Source organism: Aeromonas fluvialis, assembly GCF_000819885.1.
GTDB lineage: Bacteria > Pseudomonadota > Gammaproteobacteria > Enterobacterales > Aeromonadaceae > Aeromonas > Aeromonas fluvialis.
Window position 1 is genome coordinate 20,103 of the sequence record NZ_CDBO01000011.1, and the last position, 17,600, is coordinate 37,702.

The 17,600-nt window shown below is 57.9% G+C and carries 17 protein-coding genes and 1 pseudogene; 9 read left to right on the plus strand and 9 right to left on the minus strand.

Features of this window, described 5'->3' with window-relative positions; genetic code table 11:
• The first annotated feature begins 161 nt into the window (after positions 1 to 161).
• The gene (locus tag BN1125_RS02205; protein WP_042010408.1) at positions 162 to 1,133 is read left to right on the plus strand and encodes a response regulator; all 972 of its coding nucleotides are present in this window, start codon (positions 162 to 164) and stop codon (positions 1,131 to 1,133) included.
• 73 nt (positions 1,134 to 1,206) lie between these two features.
• Here the strand turns inward: BN1125_RS02205 and BN1125_RS02210 are convergent, their stop codons facing one another.
• The 5 genes from BN1125_RS02210 to BN1125_RS02230 form a co-directional block, all read right to left on the minus strand.
• The gene (locus BN1125_RS02210; protein ID WP_042010410.1) at positions 1,207 to 2,604 is read right to left on the minus strand and encodes a peptide MFS transporter; all 1,398 of its coding nucleotides are present in this window, start codon (positions 2,602 to 2,604) and stop codon (positions 1,207 to 1,209) included.
• Between the two features lie 212 nt (positions 2,605 to 2,816).
• Positions 2,817 to 3,728: a UTP--glucose-1-phosphate uridylyltransferase GalU gene (gene galU, locus BN1125_RS02215; RefSeq protein ID WP_042010411.1), complete on the minus strand. Its 912-nt coding sequence runs from the start codon at positions 3,726 to 3,728 to the stop codon at positions 2,817 to 2,819.
• 96 nt (positions 3,729 to 3,824) lie between these two features.
• Positions 3,825 to 4,145: a ComEA family DNA-binding protein gene (locus BN1125_RS02220; protein WP_042010413.1), complete on the minus strand. Its 321-nt coding sequence runs from the start codon at positions 4,143 to 4,145 to the stop codon at positions 3,825 to 3,827.
• A 378-nt stretch (positions 4,146 to 4,523) separates the two neighbouring features.
• Positions 4,524 to 6,704 carry a phosphate acetyltransferase gene (gene pta / locus BN1125_RS02225; protein ID WP_042010417.1) on the minus strand — a complete coding sequence of 727 codons (2,181 nt, stop codon included), beginning with the start codon at positions 6,702 to 6,704 and terminating at the stop codon, positions 4,524 to 4,526.
• Positions 6,705 to 6,758: 54 nt separating this feature from the next.
• Entirely contained in the window at positions 6,759 to 7,961 is a 1,203-nt protein-coding gene (locus BN1125_RS02230; RefSeq protein WP_042010418.1) for an acetate kinase, read from the minus strand.
• Positions 7,962 to 8,265: 304 nt separating this feature from the next.
• Between BN1125_RS02230 and yfbV the strand changes: the two genes are divergently transcribed.
• Positions 8,266 to 8,706 carry a terminus macrodomain insulation protein YfbV gene (gene yfbV / locus BN1125_RS02235; protein WP_042010420.1) on the plus strand — a complete coding sequence of 147 codons (441 nt, stop codon included), beginning with the start codon at positions 8,266 to 8,268 and terminating at the stop codon, positions 8,704 to 8,706.
• A gap of 59 nt (positions 8,707 to 8,765) precedes the next feature.
• Here yfbV and BN1125_RS02240 read toward each other — a convergent pair whose 3' ends face one another.
• The 3 genes from BN1125_RS02240 to BN1125_RS02250 form a co-directional block, all read right to left on the minus strand.
• Positions 8,766 to 9,266, minus strand: coding sequence for a YfbU family protein (locus BN1125_RS02240; protein ID WP_042010421.1), 501 nt, complete (start codon positions 9,264 to 9,266; stop codon positions 8,766 to 8,768).
• Between the two features lie 162 nt (positions 9,267 to 9,428).
• Complete coding sequence (gene bcp, locus BN1125_RS02245) at positions 9,429 to 9,893, minus strand: thioredoxin-dependent thiol peroxidase (RefSeq protein WP_042010422.1); 465 nt, start codon at positions 9,891 to 9,893, stop codon at positions 9,429 to 9,431.
• 24 nt (positions 9,894 to 9,917) lie between these two features.
• A complete protein-coding gene (locus tag BN1125_RS02250; protein WP_042010423.1) occupies positions 9,918 to 10,451 on the minus strand; it encodes a glycine cleavage system transcriptional repressor in 534 nt (177 codons plus the stop codon).
• A gap of 208 nt (positions 10,452 to 10,659) precedes the next feature.
• Here BN1125_RS02250 and dapA point away from each other — a divergent pair, with 208 nt between their 5' ends.
• The 3 genes from dapA to BN1125_RS02265 all read left to right on the plus strand — a co-directional run bounded on the left by dapA (position 10,660) and on the right by BN1125_RS02265 (position 13,943).
• A complete protein-coding gene (gene dapA, locus BN1125_RS02255) occupies positions 10,660 to 11,547 on the plus strand; it encodes a 4-hydroxy-tetrahydrodipicolinate synthase (RefSeq protein ID WP_042010424.1) in 888 nt (295 codons plus the stop codon).
• Positions 11,540 to 12,667 (plus strand): outer membrane protein assembly factor BamC, encoded by a 1,128-nt coding sequence (gene bamC / locus BN1125_RS02260; protein ID WP_042010426.1) that lies wholly within the window; start codon positions 11,540 to 11,542, stop codon positions 12,665 to 12,667. The genes dapA and bamC overlap by 8 nt, the downstream gene beginning before the upstream one ends.
• A 172-nt stretch (positions 12,668 to 12,839) precedes the next feature.
• Positions 12,840 to 13,943 (plus strand): phosphoribosylaminoimidazolesuccinocarboxamide synthase, encoded by a 1,104-nt coding sequence (locus tag BN1125_RS02265; protein ID WP_042010428.1) that lies wholly within the window; start codon positions 12,840 to 12,842, stop codon positions 13,941 to 13,943.
• A gap of 127 nt (positions 13,944 to 14,070) precedes the next feature.
• Here the strand turns inward: BN1125_RS02265 and BN1125_RS02270 are convergent.
• A pseudogene (locus BN1125_RS02270) lies at positions 14,071 to 14,532 on the minus strand (short chain dehydrogenase); the annotation flags it as partial.
• Here BN1125_RS02270 and BN1125_RS02275 point away from each other — a divergent pair.
• The 4 genes from BN1125_RS02275 to BN1125_RS02290 all read left to right on the plus strand — a co-directional run bounded on the left by BN1125_RS02275 (position 14,486) and on the right by BN1125_RS02290 (position 17,436).
• Positions 14,486 to 15,421 (plus strand): LysR family transcriptional regulator, encoded by a 936-nt coding sequence (locus BN1125_RS02275; protein ID WP_042010725.1) that lies wholly within the window; start codon positions 14,486 to 14,488, stop codon positions 15,419 to 15,421. The pseudogene BN1125_RS02270 and the gene BN1125_RS02275 sit on opposite strands and share 47 nt — an antisense overlap.
• 71 nt (positions 15,422 to 15,492) lie before the next feature.
• Positions 15,493 to 16,128 carry a DUF2057 domain-containing protein gene (locus BN1125_RS02280; RefSeq protein ID WP_042010429.1) on the plus strand — a complete coding sequence of 212 codons (636 nt, stop codon included), beginning with the start codon at positions 15,493 to 15,495 and terminating at the stop codon, positions 16,126 to 16,128.
• Positions 16,129 to 16,201: 73 nt separating this feature from the next.
• Positions 16,202 to 16,648 (plus strand): HIT domain-containing protein, encoded by a 447-nt coding sequence (locus tag BN1125_RS02285; protein ID WP_042010431.1) that lies wholly within the window; start codon positions 16,202 to 16,204, stop codon positions 16,646 to 16,648.
• Between the two features lie 89 nt (positions 16,649 to 16,737).
• Positions 16,738 to 17,436 (plus strand): DUF3334 family protein, encoded by a 699-nt coding sequence (locus BN1125_RS02290; RefSeq protein WP_042010433.1) that lies wholly within the window; start codon positions 16,738 to 16,740, stop codon positions 17,434 to 17,436.
• The last annotated feature ends 164 nt before the right edge of the window (positions 17,437 to 17,600 follow it).

Genomic DNA, 17,600 nt, shown 5'->3' on the forward strand with positions numbered 1-17,600 from the left:
GGCAGGGGTAGAGATTATTTCGACAATCCAGCAGCTTGCACTCTTCTGGTATGAAGGTTAGCAAATTCCGCTGTTTTTGACGCAATGTTCACACCATTCCTGCTGATTTGGGCTAGTCTTATTACTTAAATAAACAATTGACTCATAAGGTTTTTGTCAACATGCCAAAACCCGGGCTGCGGATCCTGGTGGTGGAAGACGAAGCGGTTTTTCGCCACTCGTTAGTGAGTTACCTCGCGCGGGACGGGGCAACAGTATTTCAGGCTGAGGATGGGATTGAAGGGTTGTCAGCCGCTGCGATTTATCATCCCGACGTGGTGCTGTGCGATCTCAATATACCCAATATGGATGGCTGTGAGGTGATAGCCTGCCTCTCTGCCCGCTACCCCCAACTTCCGGTTATCGTCATCTCAGCCCAGAGTAATATGGAGGCGGTTGCCCGTGCCTTGCGTGCCGGTGCTCGGGATTACTTGCTCAAGCCATTTGAGAGCTTCTCCCTGGTTGAGCGCAGTATTGAGCAGTGCCTTGGTGGCGACGCCATTCGCGCTCACCAGTTGGAGTTGATGGCACATATGGATTATTTCAGTGCGCACGATCGGGCTGCCAGCCGCCTGCTGGCGGGGCTAAAGCCGCCGGGCTTGCAGGAGTGGGGCCCCTGGCAGGTCACATTCAAAGGACTGGGGCAGCTGTTTATTCCCGATACCTTCAAGGTGGATGACAAGCTGCTGGTGCTGGTGATGGAGCTGCCCATCATGGGGATGGATGCCGCATTTTGTGGTGCGCTGGTGCGCTCCCTGATGAACGTCCCCTACCGCCAGTTTCAACAAAACGAGAGCCGTTTGCTCAGCCAGCCTCACCGCTTGCTCGACTACCTCAACCATCAGTTGATGGCGTCCGGTCTGCGTCACTCTTTTGCCATGGCGGCGTTGCTGTTTGATCAGCACGATGGGTTGATATTCGCCAATGCCGGGCTCACATCGCCCCGCTGGTTGATGCGCTGTGGAGGTCTGCCTCTGGGGTTGATGCGCAGCAGCCACTACCCCCTGCACAAACGTAGCTGGCATGAACCATTCGACCTGCAGTTTCGCAGTGACAGCGGCAGTGCGCTCGATGTGCAGGTACGTCATCACTGAGGTGGCCTACGGCAGACCAAAACAGACAGGGCGCCCAATGGGCGCCCTGTCTGTTGTTTACAATCTTGACCGTTTAGACGGCGGCGGACTGCAGTTTCTTCTCTTGAGCCAGCGGCTCTTTGGCAGAGCCTTCGGCACCGTGCATCCAGTAGACCAGGCGGTTGGCCATGGTCAGCAGGATCAGGGCGCTCAGTACCGCAGCCAGGGCGATGCCACCAAAGATAGCGATCGGGCCCGCTTCACCCACGAAGGAGCCGATAAAGCCGGCTGCATAGTTGGCCAGGGCAACGAAGCCGAACCAGGCACCCATCATCAGGGAGGCCAGACGCAGCGGAGCCAGCTTGGTCACCATGGAGAGACCGATCGGGGAGAGGCAGAGCTCGCCCAGGGTGTGGAACAGGTAAGCACCCACCAGCCAGAACATGGAGGTCTTGACGGTCTGGTCACCCCCTTGCTGCAGCACGGCTCCCACCATGAACAGGAAGCCGACAGCCAGGAACAGCAGGCCCATGGCGAACTTGACCGGCGAGTTCGGCTCTTTCTTGCCGAGCTTGATCCAGATGGCGGCCACGATCGGTGCCAGGGTGATGATAAAGAAGGGGTTCAGGGACTGGAACCAGGCGGTCGGCACTTCGAAGCTGCCGATCATGCGATCGGTATACTCCTGGGTGTAGATGTTCATCAGACCACCGGCCTGTTCGAAACCGGCCCAGAAGATGATGGTAAACAGACCCAGTACCAGGATGACCTTGATGCGATCCACTTCCTGCTTGGTCAGCGGCGCTTTCTGCTCATGGGTACGCAATGCCGCGGCACGTTGGGCGGCAGTGACGCGACCAATGTCACCCAGGAAGCGCTGGGCCATGGTGGCCTGGATCACCAGAGAGAGCAGCATGCCGATGCCGGCGCCGACGAAGGCAGCTTGCCAGCCGTAGGCCGTGGCGGCAGTACCACAGATCACACCTGCCAGCAGGGAACCCAGGTTGATGCCCATGTAGAAGATGGTGAAGGCACCATCACGGCGGTGATCGCCCTCTTCATAGAGGTCACCCACCATGGTGGAGATGTTCGGTTTGAACAGGCCGTTACCGACGATCAGCAGCGCGAGGCCGGCGTAGAACATGGTGTTGACCATATCCGGGAACATGGCGTGGGGCAGCGCCAGGGTGAACTGACCTGCGGCCATCAGCACTGCACCGATCAGGATGGCGCGGCGCTGACCCAGGAAGGTGTCAGCCAGCCAGCCGCCGATCAGCGGAGTGATATAAACCAGACCGGTATAGATACCGTAGAGTTTCAGAGCATCTGTCTGACTCCAGCCTAGACCGCCGTTGGCTGTCAGGTCAGTCAGATAGAGCACCAGCACGGCACGCATGCCGTAATAGGAGAATCTCTCCCACAGTTCGGTACTAAAGAGCAAAAAAAGCCCTTTAGGGTGACCTAAAAAGGTCCCTTTTGACGGGTTATTCATTGGAACTTCCACCTGTGTTTTATATTTTTTTGAGTTTTTTATGCAAGGGCGAGGAACACGCCTCAATCCTTATAGAGCATGTGTGAATAAATTACAACATTATGATTTGCTGAGAGTTTATTTGCGATTGATTGATTTTATGTTTAAAAAATGAAAAGAAGCATCATTTGATGCCCCTTAAATGCGTCTATAAAAAAGATATTTATCAGCGATTACAACTGCTTGACGAACTGCTTCAGCCAGCCGATGAATTCACCATTCAACTCCTGATGGCGCACGGCATATTCCACATTGGCTTTCATATAGCCGAGCTTGCTGCCGCAATCGTGGCTCTTGCCCTTCATGAAGTAGGCGTTCACCTGCTCTTGTTCCATCAGCATGGCGATGGCGTCGGTCAGCTGGATCTCGTCGCCGGCACCGGCCGGGGTCTTTTCCAGCAGCGGCCAGATATTGGAAGAGAGCACATAACGACCCACGACTGCCAGATTGGAGGGGGCTTCGTCCCGGGGTGGCTTCTCGACAATGGCCTGCATCGGCAGAGACATCCCCTCGCTCAGCGCCTCGCCCTTGATGTCGGCGATGCCGTACTTATCTACTTCGCTCTCGGGAACCGCTTCCACCATGATCTGGCTGAACTGGTTCTCTTCGTACATACGCACCATCTCTGCCAGGTTGTCTTTTTTCGGATCGCTGGCGACGTCGTCAATCAGCACATCCGGCAGCAGCACGGCGAAGGGGTTGTCACCGATCAGTGGACGGGCGCACAGTACTGCGTGACCCAGCCCTTTGGCCTCGCCCTGGCGGACCTGCATGATGGTGACGTCTTTCGGGCAGATCTGTTGCACCTCTTCCAGCAGTTGGCGTTTGACCCGCTTCTCGAGGGTTGCTTCCAGTTCGAAGCTCTTGTCGAAGTGGTTTTCGATGGAGTTCTTGCTGGAGTGGGTGACCAGAATGATCTCCTTGATCCCGGCGGCGATGGCTTCGCGCACCACATACTGGATCAACGGTTTGTCGACCACCGGCAGCATCTCTTTCGGAATGGCCTTGGTGGCTGGCAGCATACGGGTACCCAGACCGGCTACCGGGAGTACGGCCTTGCGAACTGTCAGAGGAGTCTTTTTCATCGGGAGCTATCCAGAGAGATTAAAGTGCGGTCATGATACTCCAAGAAAAATGGGGCAGCCACAGGCTACCCCATTTGTATATGCAGAGCTCGGGCGTTATTTGACGATGATCATGTCACGATTGGCTTCCAGCGTGGCCGGACCGATGCCATTTACATCGGCCAGTTGATCGATCGAGGTGAACTTTCCCTGTTTTTCACGATAGTCGATGATGGCCTGTGCCTTTTTGTCGCCAATTCCTTTCAGGTTAGTGAGTTCGGCAAGGGTGGCCGTATTGATATTCAGTTTGCCCTCCTCCTTGGCAACCGCGGTTGTGGTTGTTTGTTTGGGCACGGCCTTATCTGCCGCCAACACGAGTTGGCTAAACAGGGGCAAGCAGGCCAGCAGCATGACTGCAGAGAGCTTCTTCATCAGCATTTCCATTCCTCCTTGATGTGGATGTTGCCAAGCGGCACATTGACGAATAGCGTATCGAGCGGGTCTTTTTTACTGCTATATCTGACAGGTCAAATTCTCATGCCGATGGTGAAAAATTTGCTATAAGCGCTCTGTTATGAATGCTTTCGTATATCCAACCTTATGATCTTGAATATATTTCATACGCATCTTTGAGGTGGCGAGTATGCTTTCCCGCGATGCACTGCTCAAATCATCGCCCGCGGCCCACATAGCATAATTCTGCGTCACACATGCGCTGATAGCATGTTTTGCTGATTTTCAAACGAGAACCAATAAAAAAGGCTGCTCACCTTGGGTGAGCAGCCTTTCTGATCGCATATTGCAGGCTAATGCTGATTAGGCTTGTTCGTCAGCCTGAGCTGCCTGGATACCGGTCAGGGCGATGGTGTAGACGATGTCGTCAACCAGGGCACCGCGGGAGAGGTCGTTGACCGGCTTGCGCATGCCTTGCAGCATCGGGCCGATGGAGACCAGGTCAGCGGAGCGCTGTACCGCTTTGTAAGTGGTGTTACCGGTGTTCAGGTCAGGGAACACGAACACGGTGGCTTTACCGGCAACCGGTGAGTTCGGCGCCTTCGACTTGGCCACGTTCTCCATGATGGCCGCGTCGTACTGCAGCGGACCGTCGATGATGAGGTCGGGACGCTTGGCCTTGGCCAGCTCGGTCGCTTCACGCACTTTCTCTACGTCGGCACCGGCGCCAGAGGTACCGGTAGAGTAGGAGATCATGGCCACGCGCGGCTCGATGCCGAAAGCGGCAGCAGAGTCGGCGGACTGGATGGCGATCTCGGCCAGCTGCTCGGCAGTCGGATCCGGGTTGATCGCGCAGTCACCGTAGACCAGTACCTGATCCGGCAGCAGCATAAAGAAGATGGAGGAGATCAGGGAAGAGCCCGGCGCTGTCTTGATGATCTGCATCGGCGGACGAATGGTGTTGGCCGTGGTGTGCACCGCGCCGGAAACCAGGCCGTCAACTTCATTGCGCTCCAGCATCATGGTGCCCAGTACCACGTTGTCTTCCAGCTGCTCGCGGGCAACCACTTCGGTCATGCCCTTGTTCTTGCGCAGCTCGACCAGACGCGGCACATAGCGCTCGCGTACGGCAACCGGATCGATGATCTCGACGCGATCGGTCAGTACCACACCCTGCTGTTCGGCGACACGACGGATCTCTTCCGGGTTGCCCAGCAGCACCGGGCGGGCGATGCCACGCTCGGCACAGATGGCGGCAGCCTTGATGGTGCGCGGCTCGTCGCCTTCCGGCAGCACGACACGCTTGTTGGCCTGACGGGCCAGCTCGGTCAGTTGATAACGGAACGCCGGCGGGCTCAAGCGACGGGAGCGCGTAGAGCTGACAGTCAGCGATTCGATCCAGTGCTTGTCGATGTGACCTGCCACATAGTCCTGTACCAGTTCGATACGCTCGCGGTCATCTTCCGGAATATCGACGTTGAAGTTCTGCAGGCTGACGGCGGTTTGCCAGGTGTTGGTGCCGGTCATCATGATCGGCAGGCCGGTGGCCATGGCTTGTTGGCACAGCGCCATTACCTGGGGCTCCGGATGGTAGTTACCGGTCAGCAGCAGGGCGCCCAGCTTGACGCCGTTCATGGCGGAGAGGCAGGCAGAGACGATGACGTCAGAGCGGTCGCCAGAGGTCACCAGCAGGCTGCCCGGACGGAAGTGCTCAACCATGTTGTGGATGGAGCGGGCACAGAAGGTCACGGTCTGCAGGCGACGGCTGTCCAGCTCACCCTTGTGCAGGATCTTGGCGGCCAGATGCTGGGCGAGATCCTTGGCGCGCGGGGCGATCAGCTGGGTGTTCCAGGGGATGCAACCCAGGATGCGCAGCGGGCTCTTGCCGAACACTTGCAGCACTTCCAGGTTGTGAGCCGCGTCAGAGGCGTGGTGATGGGCTTCGAACATCTCGGTCAGATCAGGGCGGGTTACGCCATGCTCGTCAACCGGTGCGCCCACCTTGTTGATGACGCAACCGACGATGCGGGGGTTGCTGACGCCACCGAAGTTGGAGCAGGCCAGCTCGATGCGCTCTTTCAGCTTCTGGCTGGAGTCATGGCCCGGGTGGGTCACGAATACCATGTCAGCGTCCAGCGCCTTGGCGACGTCGTAGTTTAGCTTGTTGGCAAAGGGCTGCTTGTCGGTCGGCACCATACCTTCGACAACCAGCACTTCGGCACCGCTGCTCTTCACGTGTTCTTCGAAGCGGGCCACGATCTCTTCCAGCAGAATATCGGTGTTGCTGGAGCTGATCATGTTCTCGGCGTAGGAGAGGGTGAACGGCTCGGGCGGGTTGATGTTGGCAGCTGCGCGGATCACGGCAGTGGATCGCTCGGCACCGGTTTCACCCGGACGCGGCTGAGCGACTGGTTTGAAGAAGCTGATATTGACACCGTGGCGTTCCATGGCGCGAACAACGCCAAGACTCACGGAAGTTACGCCGACACCAGTGCCGACCGGGATAAGCATAATAGTGCGTGCCACTTTATACCCCTTGTTCATTTTTGGGATCAGGAAAAGGCCGCCCTGGTGGGCGGCCTCGAGTTACTGCGTCAATTAAGCGCCGACCAGTTCCAGCGCGTCGTGGGCGATAACCCACTCTTCATTGGTGGGGATAACCAGAGCCTTGGTAGAGCCAGCCTTGGTGATCTCGCCACCCTTGCCGAAACGGGCGGCCAGGTTGGCATCGTGATCGACGTCAAAGCCCAGCAGACCCAGTTTGTTCAGGGTGATTTCACGGATTGGTGCAGAGTTTTCACCGATACCACCGGTGAAGACCACGGCATCCAGACGACCGTCCATGGCGGCGGCGTAGGCACCGATGTACTTGGCCAGACGGTAGCAGTAAACGTCCATGGCGCGCTTGGCCTCTTCTTTGCTGTCGTAGTTGTCTTCAACGAAACGGCAGTCGGAGGTCACTTCGGTCAGACCCAGCAGGCCGGACTCCTTGGTCAGCATGGTGTTAATCTGATCGACGCTCATGCCCAGCTTGTCGTGCAGGAAGAAGATGATGGCCGGATCCAGATCACCGGAACGGGTACCCATCACCAGGCCTTCCAGCGGGGTCAGACCCATGGAGGTGTCAACGGATTTGCCGTTCTTGATGGCACAGACGGAACCACCGTTGCCCAAGTGGCAGTTGATGATGTTCAGATCGGAAACCGGCTTGTTCAGCTGTTTGGCGGCTTCCAGGCTGATGTAGTAGTGGCTGGTGCCGTGGGCGCCGTAGCGACGGATGCCGTTCTCTTTGTAGAGCTTGTACGGCAGGGCATACAGGAAGGCTTCTTCCGGCATGGTCTGGTGGAATGCGGTATCGAATACGGCCACGTTCTTGTCAGCCAGGGCCGGGAATACGCGGCGGGCTTCACGGATACCGATCAGGTGAGCCGGATTGTGAAGCGGTGCGTATGGCACGGCAGCTTCGATACCGGCGATCACGTCGTCACAGATGCGCACGGAGGAGGTGAAACGCTCACCGCCGTGTACCACGCGGTGACCGATGGCGGTCAGGTTCTTGGCCAGTTCCGGATTGAGCGGCAGGATCTTGTTGACGATGAAGTCCAGCGCCTCCTGGTGAGCAGCACCCGCGCCCAGATCGGCACTGCCTTTCTCGCCATTCAGTTTCCACTTGATGCGGGCGTCGTCGAGGTTGAAGCACTCGGCCAGGCCGGACAGCAGGTCATCACCGGTGGTTGCGTCAATGACAGCAAACTTCAGGGAAGAGCTGCCACAGTTAAGAACAAGAACCAGCTTACTCATGAATAAATCCTATCGCAGATTGGGTTGTGTAGGCGGATGCGTTGGACACGATGCGCCCAAAAACTTTCAACTTATCCTTATGAGGGTTGGCAATATGTTGCTTGCCCCTTGTATAGTGATACAAGACCCGAAATCCAGACGTCCCTGACAGGTCAATAGCAAGACGCTTTTGACGCAAAAATGGGCGTACAAAGGATAACCCGATTGTTGAAAAATAACAAAGTCATCCTCAATCTTTGTTACTTAGCATCAAATTTTGTCGAGGTTTTGCCGTTGATACGTTCAAAAAGCGCTCGGAGGTAGTATGAGCATGAACATTTTTGGAACTAAATTACAGCAAGGCCGCCATTATATGACGCTTTGGCCGCGCCGTCCCGAGCTCAATTCGATGTTTCCTGAAAATCGGGTGATCAAGGCGACCGAGTTCGCCCTCAAGGTGATCCCGGCGCTGGCTGTGTTAAGCGTCATGCTGCAGTTCCAGTTTGGCGAGTTGCACTACTGGCCCTCCGTCATCACCTCTGTGCTGTTTCTGTTCAGTTTGCCGCTGCAGGGTTACTACTGGCTTGGTCAGCGGGCCGACACCCGCTTGCCCCCGTCGCTGGCGAGCTGGTATCGGGAGATCAACGGCAAGATGAACGAGCAGGGGGGGCGTCGTCAGCTGGTGGCTCAACCCCGTTATGAGGAGCTGGCAGACACCCTCAACGCCGCCTTCCAGCAGCTCGATAAATCCTTTCTCTACGAATAACCCGATTCAGATGCAAAAAGGCGCCTGTGGCGCCTTTTTTGTTGCGATCGGTACGTGGATCAGGCCGCCAATACCTTGCGGATCTCCTGAATGGAGAGCTTGTACTGACGGGGGCACTGACGCCATACCTGCAGCATCCGTTGGTACTTGTCGCGCATGGCGATGTCGCTGGAGAGCTCGTCGCACGGGCACTTGAGTTCGGGGAAACGCTTGTCCACTTCCAGCAGGAAGCAGACGTAGTCGGCCAGCTCCCGCTCCTGGCTGCGGCTGTAGCCGTTGAACTCCAGCCGGCTGGCGTTGATCTCGCCCTGAGCGGCTGCATCCAGATTACCCCATGAGATGGTCAGCGCGTGGTGCAGCTCCAGGGTATCGATCACCTCCTGGCAAGTCGCCAGATCCAGATGGCCGAAGCTCTTCTCCAGCTCGAGGATCTGCAGGCAGTAGCCGCGCTCGATGATGGTGCTGGCGCGCTGGTAGAAGTCCGCTTTCTCCGGATTGAGTTTTGCCAGAATTTCGTACTGGTTGCTCAGGATCAAACGCTCTGTGTTACTCATATTCATGGGATATCTCGCTGGAAGATGATGCTGGGGTCACGTTAACCCATATATAAAATGAATTTTTTGATCTGGGGGGGGAGTTGGTGAGAAAAATCCGTTGGCAAGGGGCGGCTGGCCAGACAAGAAAGGCCTGCATGGCAGGCCTTTCAATGACGCAGGAGAGTATTACCCCTTGAGGAAATCCAGAACCACCTGATGGTGATCGCTGGTCTTGAACTTGTCGAAATGGTGGGCAATCTGGCCCTCTTCGTCGATCAGGAAGCTCTGGCGGTGAATGCCGTCATACTCCTTGCCCATGAACTTCTTCGGGCCCCAGACGCCAAAGGCATCGGCGACGGCGTGGTCTTCATCAGCCAGCAGGGTGAAGTTGAGCTGGTCCCGCTCTTCGAACTTTTTCAGGCGCTTGGCCGGATCCGGGCTGATGCCAAGCACTACCACATTGAGGGCAGCCAGCTCGGCGTTCACATCACGCAGGCTGCAGGCCTGGGTGGTGCAGCCGGGGGTCATTGCCTTGGGATAGAAATAGACCAGCACTTGTTTGCCGCGCAGGCCAGCGAGGCTGACCTGATTGCCATTCTGGTCGGGCAGGGAGAAATCGGGGGCGGGGCTGCCAGCTTGACGTGGTTGCATGGGGTCTCCTCGGGTAAAACGCCCTCAGGCGTGTTTGCGATTGACGATAAACTCGAACGATTCGGCACCCAGTTGACGACAGAAATCTGCGAAGGCGGTTTGCGAACCTTCCACTTCACCCTCTCTGGCCAGATTGAGCTGAAAACTGATCTTCAGCAGGTTGAACGGCTGCTGTTCCAGGGTCATGGATTGCATCGCCTGGATGTTCCAGCCATGTTCGCTGAAGAACTGAGTGCACTGGCTTACGATGCCAGGCTCGTCGCGGATCAACAGGTCGGCACTGGCGCGGACGTCATATTGCAGAGAGTGGTGGCGTTCGGTGCGTTTCATCATGGTGATGAGATCCCACTCCTGGCTACGCAGGGGCAGGCTGATTTCGAGTTGCATCATGCTGTTCCAGTCGCCCGAGAGCAGCATGATAAAGGTAAATTCATTGCCGAAGATGCCAAGGCGACTATCCACAATGTTGCAACCACAGCCACTGACGTGGCGGGTCACTTCATTGACGATGCCAGGCCTGTCCGTGCCGATGGCCGTTACGACCAGGTAGTGAGTCATAAATCTTCTCTCGTCCGTTATTTCGTTGTGAAAGCCGCCGTGGCAAGCCAATCCTCCGGTCCTGATGGCCACTCCGGCTGAGGGACGCTGCCGACTTTCGTCCATTACTTTTTTGTTTCGGATGGTATCACGGCTTGCCCCCTCTCTCCCTTGTTTTTCAAAGGGGGCAGCTTTACCATTACGCCCCTGAAAATCGGGAGAAAAGTCCATGTTACGCGGTAGTATTGTTGCGCTCGTTACCCCCATGCTGGCTTCGGGTGAAGTCGATTGGGCCAGTCTGGCCAAACTGGTCGACTATCATGTCAGCGCCGGGACCAGCGCCATTGTTGCGGTGGGGACCACAGGGGAATCGGTGACCCTGAGCGAGCAGGAGCATATCGCCGTCGTTGAAAAGACCGTTGAGTATGCCGCCGGACGTATTCCCGTCATCGCCGGTTGCGGCTCCAACCATACCGCCCACGCCATTGAATTGACCAAACGATTGGCCAACACCGGCGTGGTGGCGGGTCTCTCAGTAACTCCTTATTACAACAAGCCCACTCAGGAAGGTCTCTATCGCCACTATTGTGCGATCGCCGAGGCTAGTGGTCTGCCTCAAATTCTTTATAATGTGCCCGGTCGCACCTGTTGCGATCTCAAACCGGAGACTGTGGCTCGTCTGGCCAGGGTTCCCGGCATTATCGGTTTGAAAGAGGCAACCGGCGATTTGAGCCGCACCCCGCTGCTGCGCGAGCTGTGCGGGCCGGAGTTTGCTCTCTACAGTGGCGATGATGCCACGGGTTGTGATTTTATGCTGCAAGGTGGCGATGGCGTGATTTCGGTTACCACCAATATTGCAGCGGCCCAGATGGCCGACATGTGTCGTGCTGCGCTGGCCGGTGATGCCGGGCAGGCGCATGACATCAACAATCTCTTGATGCCGTTGCACAAGACTCTGTTCTGCGAACCGAGCCCCACCCCGGTGAAATGGGCCTGTGCCCAGCTGGGGTTGATTGCAACAGCCACCTTGCGTCTGCCGCTGGTTGACCTCACCCCTGAGGGCGAGCAGCAGATGGCGCGAGCACTGACCACAGCGGAGTTGATGGCGAGTGTTTAAATCTAATGGAAAGGGAAATAGAGCCCGTCTGGTGCTGAGCGTTGCGACTGTGGCCGTTCTGGCCGGTTGTAGCACGCCCCAGGAGCGCAAAATGGCCAACCGCGACTTCGATTATGAGGATGCCCGCCTCGAGGGCCGTGCATTTTTGATCCCCGCAGGATTGAGCGCCCCCACCTTCAACAGCCAGTACGATATCCCGCCGCTTCCCGAGAGTAGCCGTGAAGGCGCCCTCGGTGCCCAGGTTGATGTACGCCCACCCGCCCAGCTACTGACCGTGGTGCCGGGGAGTCAGGTGGTGCAGAATGCCAGCGAGCCGACCATCGCTTTCTACGCGCTGAGCACCAGCCATAGCGTGGAGCACGATACCTGGTCGTTCCTGATGAATTTCCTGGCCAAACACAAGGTCACCACTGAGAAGCTGGATCAGCAGGACGGCGTATTGCAGACCGGCTGGTTTGACAACACGGTCGCCCTCGATGGCTGGGGTGAAGATGACGAAGATTTCAAAATCCGTCAGCGTTATCAGTTCACCGTGCGCAACGATGCCCAGCGCCATGCCGTCAACGTTTCGGTTCGGGTGCTGGATCACGAAGATAGCGTCGACGGTGAGATCAGCAACAAGCTGACCCCTGCCGATGCCCAGCGCTATGCTGTGCGGGTGCTGAACCTGTTCTCCCTCTACTACGATAGCCAGCTGAAAGCCCGCGAGCAGCACAGGTCCAACGATGGCATGGGTCTGCAGTTGGGACTGGATAACAACGAGCTGAGCGCCTGGATTGCCGAAGGCTCCTTTGACCTGGTGTGGCGTCACCTCAACCAGGTACTGCCCGCTTACGGTTTCATCATCAAGGACACCCAGCAGTCACTGGGCTGGATCGATGTCGAGTACGAAGAGCCGGGCGCCGAGTTCTGGAAGGCGAAAGGGAGCGAGCCGTTCAAACTGGAGGAGGAGAAATACCGCTTCCAGCTTGGCGAAATGGCGGGAGGCAAGACCTCCATCACCCTGTTCGACAAGGACAAGAAGCCGGTATCGTCCGGGGTTATCTCCCAGATGTATATCAGCCTGTCCGAGGCATTCGCCAAGGGGCTGACCGATCAGGCAGCAGCAAAAGCAGAATAGATACAGGGGCCTTGTGCCCCTGTTTTGTTATCAGAATTCCCCTGAAAACGAGGGGAATTGTGACCGGTTTTCGATGATGTGAGCCCCCTTGCCAGCCCGTTGCAAACAGAGCAGGCGGGTGAGGGACTCGCGATGTTCCCCCCACACCCACAAACAGGAAGTGTTATTAGCCATGAGTCTTGCAGATCAAGTATTGGCGGTGAATGACGATTTGCCGATCCGTACCGATAAACCTGTCCATTCCGGCAAAGTGCGCAGCGTCTACTGGTTGACCCCCGAAGACAGTGCCCGGCTCATAAAAGAGAAAGGCTATGATGTGCCGGCCGATGCGCCCCTCGCCCTCATGGTGATCAGCGATCGCATCTCGGCCTTCGATTGCATCTGGCAAGGTGTGGATGGCCTGAACGGCGTGCCGGGCAAAGGGGCGGCGCTCAACGCCATCTCCAGCCACTGGTTCAGGCTGTTCAAGGAAAAGGGGTTGGCCGACAGCCACATTCTGGATATTCCGCACCCCTTCGTCTGGATCGTGCAAAAAGCCCGTCCGGTGATGATCGAGGCGATTGCCCGCCAATACATCACTGGCTCCATGTGGCGCGCCTACAAGGGTGGCGAGCGCGAGTTCTGCGGCATCACCCTGCCGGAAGGGCTCAAAAAGGATCAGAAGCTGCCGGAAATCCTCATCACCCCGTCCACCAAGGGCGTGCTGAAAGGGCTTGATGGCGTGCCGGAAGCCGATGACGTCAACGTCTCCCGTGCCGATATCGAGCGCCACTACAAGGGCTTCAACTTCAGCAAGCCGGCCGATATCGACCGCTACGAAGTGCTGCTCAAAGAGGGCTTCAACGTCATCAGCGACGCGCTGGCCGGGCTGGATCAGATCTTCGTCGATACCAAGTTCGAGTTTGGCTACGTCCACGATGCCGCCGGCAACGAGAAGCTGATCTACATGGATGAAGTAGGTACTCCCGACAGCTCCCGCATCTGGGATGGCGCCGCCCTGCGCGATGGTCAGATTGTCGAGAAGTCCAAAGAGGGTTTCCGTCAGTGGCTGCTCAATCACTTCCCGGATCCGGACATCCTGCTCAACAAGAACCGCATGCCGGAACGTTTCGCCCTGGCTCGTGATAACAAGCTGCCCACCGAAGTGATGATGGATATCTCCAACACCTACGTCGGGATCGCCGAGAAGATCATCGGCCACAAGCTGGTGCGCTCTGCCAATCCCAAGCAGGAGATCATCGAGGTGCTGCGCGATCAGTACGGTCTGATCGACTAAGGGTTGCCCTCTTTTTTTGCCACTGAAAAACAAACGTTTGCCGGTGGCGAAAGAGAGAGGCAGACAAACAGACGGGCCCCGCTGCGGGGCTCGTTTTTATTGCTGGTCTGGCGGCAAGGGGCGGCTATCAGCCGTTGACCCTGAACACCTGACCGGTCTGGATGCCCAGCACCGACCTCTTGTAAGCCTGCGCCACCTTGGCGGCGGGCACCGGCACGAAGCCCGGGAAGAAGTCGGCGTATTTGTCCATCGACTCCTCCACTACGGTGGGGCTTACCGTGTTGATGCGAAGGCCGCGGGGCAATTCACAGGCGGCGGCCTTGACGAAGTGATCGATGGCGCCGTTGACTGTGCTGGCACTCACGCCCCAGTTGATTGGCTCCTCGCTCAGGATGCCGCTGATCAGGGTGATGGAACCTTTGTCGCTCAGGTGGGGGATAGCGGCACGGGTCAGGTTGATCTGGCCCATCAGCTTGCTCTGGAGCCCTACCTGCCACTGTTCGTCGGTCATCTCGGTCAGGCCGTTGAAGGCCACGCTACCGCTGGCGACGACTAGCGCATCAAACTGGCCCACTTGGGCAAACAGCGCCCATCTGGCCAGCTTTTATGAAGTGGTGCTGCGCGGCAGTTTCTCGGCTGCTGCCGATACGCTGGGGGTGAGTAAGGGGATGCTGAGCCGCCACGTCAGCGCGCTGGAGACCTCCCTCAATGCACAACTGTTGCACCGCACCACCCGCCGCCTCAGTCTGACCGAGGCGGGCAAGACCCTCTACCAGCAGGCGGGAGAGATCTTCGCGCTGGCTCGGCAGGCGGAGCAGGATATCCAGGCGCTGACCGAAGAGGATGGCGGCCGGCTGCGTTTCACCTGCCCGGTCAGCACCGGCGATCGCATGGTGAGCGAGCTGCTGACCAGCTTTGCCGCGCTCTGCCCGGGAGTGGAGGTGGAGCTCAACTTCACCAACCAGATGGTCGACCTGAGTCAGGGGGAGAACGACATCGCCCTGCGCGCCATGAGTGAGGTGCCGGACAATCTGGTCGCACTCCCCCTTGGCCGACTTAAGGATGTGGTGGTGGCGAGCCCCGCGCTTGTAGCGCGGGAGGGGCGTCCAGCTACTCCCTATGAGCTGAGCGGGCGCAGCTGCCTGTTGCAGGGGCACAATCCGGCCTGGGAGCAGTGGCACTTTATCCGTGAGAGGGAAGAGGCCCGCATTCTGGTGCAGGGCAAGGTGCGGGCCAACCACTACAGCACTGTGTTGCAACTGGCGCGCGCTGGTATGGGCTATGCCAAGTGCCCGCTGATGCTGGTGGAGTCCGCGTTGGCAGCGGGGGAGCTGGTGACTGTGCTCGACGAGTGGCAGTGCGGTCTGCATCAGCTTCATGTGCTGCATGCCCAGCAGCGGCGGGTGCCGCGCAAGATCCGGCTGTTCAAGCAGGTGCTGGCCCAGTGGTTTGCCGAGCGGCCCCACTACCTGCTCTGAGCCGCGTTATTTTTCTGTCATCTTCGGCTGCTACCCTGCGCCCATCATCGACATCAGGAAGATCAGCGGACATGAAGAGCAATAGAGGGTTTACCGGGTTTGTGCTGCTCTGTGCAGTCTTGGCAACGGGCAGTGCGCAGGCGGAGGTGGCAGTGAAGGTGCCGGAGAATTTCCGCATCCTCGCGGTGAGCAGCGGCACCCTGCAGGACGAGCAGCACGCCATCCTGCCGGATGGCGAGCAGCAACTGCTGGTGCGCTTCGAGGGTGTCATCACCAGTCGCAGCAGCAGCGAGAATGACCGGCAGGTACGCTCCGAGCCGCAGGTGGTGCGCTATCAGGGCAGTAATCAGCATTTGCAGCTGACGGCCAGCGTACCGGGAGACGAGCGGGGGATGCAGGCGTATGCCAAGGCTCCGGTGGTGGCGCTGCAGGAGAATGGCCAGGCGCTCGCCATTCAGCAGGATGCACTGGTGACCAGCGGCATCTTGCTTGGGGTGGATTGGAACGGCAAGCTTACGGAGTACAACCGCAGCGCTGGCAAGGCGGCGCTGACGGCCGTCGCTGAGCAGCCTGCGGCCACGCTTGCCGGTGGGGGGCAACCCATTGTGGCAGCCAGCGAGCTGGAGGGGCAGTTGCAGCAGCTGTTTCTTCAGGCCGATCCGGCCCTGCGCAAGCGTTTTATCGGTTGGGCCGTGCCGCAGCTTTAAGTTTGCCGCCCGTTGCAGTAACGTGGGCACTCCCTTGCGGATGCCTTCCTTTATCGTACTCAACGAGGTATTCATGTTTGAATTGCATCCACGCCTGCAGGCCGATACCTGCTGGCTTGGCGATTTTCCCCTCACGCGCGTGTTGCTGGCCAAAGACAGCCAATACCCTTGGCTGATCCTGGTGCCGCGCGTGGCTAACCTGCGGGAAATTCACCATCTGGCGCCGGAGCAGCAGCAACAGCTGATGCAGGAGTCCTGCGCCGTCGCCGCCCTGATGGAACAGGCCCTCAGCCCAGACAAGATCAACATCGGGGCGTTGGGCAATCTGGTGCCGCAACTCCATATCCATCATGTCGCCCGCTTTGCCACCGATCGCGCCTGGCCAGGCCCCATCTGGGGGGCTCATCCGGCCGTGCCTTACGAGCCACCAGTTTTGGCGCAGCAGGCCGACAGATGGCGTGCCAGGCTCGCCAAGCTGAGCGGTTTCACCCCTGTGGTTGCTGATAACGGAGTCAACTGAGAGGCGTGTCGCTATTTCAGTCTCCGGGCCGCGCCATCTGTTAGAGTTATGGTATAGATAAGCCCATTTTCGATGTTCAGGAAGGTTCCATGATAGTGACAAGATCCGATGACGATGCCGTATTGACCACAGAGGATGTGCTGCTCAGCCTGTGCAATTCGGTGACGGACGTCTTGAGTGCCGCGACCATGAGTCAGGTGCGGTTTTCCGGCATGGTACAGCGGATCAGCAAGACCTGTCTCAAGCCCGATATCGGTTGTTTCGTGCTGTTTGATGGCGGTTTTTCCGGTCTGGTGGTGATCAACTTCTCCGCGGCTGCCGCCATGGAGCTCTATGAGAGCTACATGCTCAGCATGGGACTCTCCAAGGAGGATCTTGCCATCTCCCATACCTCTGACGAGGTGAGCAATGTGATGGGGGAGCTGATGAACCAGATCGTCGGCAGCTTCACCGTCAAGGTAGGCCGGGAGCTGCAGACCCATATCACCCAGAATCAGCCCAAGATGCTGGCTCTCAACAAGCAGGTGATGCTGAGCGTCGATACCAATCTCGACAGCCCGGAATCCCGCCGCGTCACCTTCTTCACCGCCCGCAACAACATCTTCTATCTGGAGCTGGCGATGGACAAAACCGAGTTCATCCGCATCCACAATGAGGGGATGGATCACGAGGAGCTGGATCCTGATGCGCTGATCGCCCAGGCCAAGCAGGAGGCGGTGAAGCCGGTTCAGGCAGCGGCCCCGGTCGCCAACGATCACGACGATCTGCTCGACTCCCTAGGTATTTGAGTCAAACGCCGGATAGATACAAGGCCACCTTTGGAGTCATGTCATTCAGATAAGCACTTTTATGGCTAATCATTCATAAATGTCACTTGAGATGAGTGAGCAAGGCAGGGGCCAGCCAATCTGACGCCAGCCTTTATCCAGCGCAGCGTGCAATGAAAGAGGGA

Coding starts and splice junctions, on each gene's coding strand:
- BN1125_RS02205 (WP_042010408.1), top strand. CDS start 162: ATGCCAAAACCCGGGCTGCGGATCCTGGTGGTGGAAGACGAAGCGGTT.
- BN1125_RS02210 (WP_042010410.1), bottom strand. CDS start 2,604: ATGAATAACCCGTCAAAAGGGACCTTTTTAGGTCACCCTAAAGGGCTT.
- galU (WP_042010411.1), bottom strand. CDS start 3,728: ATGAAAAAGACTCCTCTGACAGTTCGCAAGGCCGTACTCCCGGTAGCC.
- BN1125_RS02220 (WP_042010413.1), bottom strand. CDS start 4,145: ATGCTGATGAAGAAGCTCTCTGCAGTCATGCTGCTGGCCTGCTTGCCC.
- pta (WP_042010417.1), bottom strand. CDS start 6,704: ATGAACAAGGGGTATAAAGTGGCACGCACTATTATGCTTATCCCGGTC.
- BN1125_RS02230 (WP_042010418.1), bottom strand. CDS start 7,961: ATGAGTAAGCTGGTTCTTGTTCTTAACTGTGGCAGCTCTTCCCTGAAG.
- yfbV (WP_042010420.1), top strand. CDS start 8,266: ATGAGCATGAACATTTTTGGAACTAAATTACAGCAAGGCCGCCATTAT.
- BN1125_RS02240 (WP_042010421.1), bottom strand. CDS start 9,266: ATGAATATGAGTAACACAGAGCGTTTGATCCTGAGCAACCAGTACGAA.
- bcp (WP_042010422.1), bottom strand. CDS start 9,893: ATGCAACCACGTCAAGCTGGCAGCCCCGCCCCCGATTTCTCCCTGCCC.
- BN1125_RS02250 (WP_042010423.1), bottom strand. CDS start 10,451: ATGACTCACTACCTGGTCGTAACGGCCATCGGCACGGACAGGCCTGGC.
- dapA (WP_042010424.1), top strand. CDS start 10,660: ATGTTACGCGGTAGTATTGTTGCGCTCGTTACCCCCATGCTGGCTTCG.
- BN1125_RS02265 (WP_042010428.1), top strand. CDS start 12,840: ATGAGTCTTGCAGATCAAGTATTGGCGGTGAATGACGATTTGCCGATC.
- BN1125_RS02280 (WP_042010429.1), top strand. CDS start 15,493: ATGAAGAGCAATAGAGGGTTTACCGGGTTTGTGCTGCTCTGTGCAGTC.
- BN1125_RS02285 (WP_042010431.1), top strand. CDS start 16,202: ATGTTTGAATTGCATCCACGCCTGCAGGCCGATACCTGCTGGCTTGGC.
- BN1125_RS02290 (WP_042010433.1), top strand. CDS start 16,738: ATGATAGTGACAAGATCCGATGACGATGCCGTATTGACCACAGAGGAT.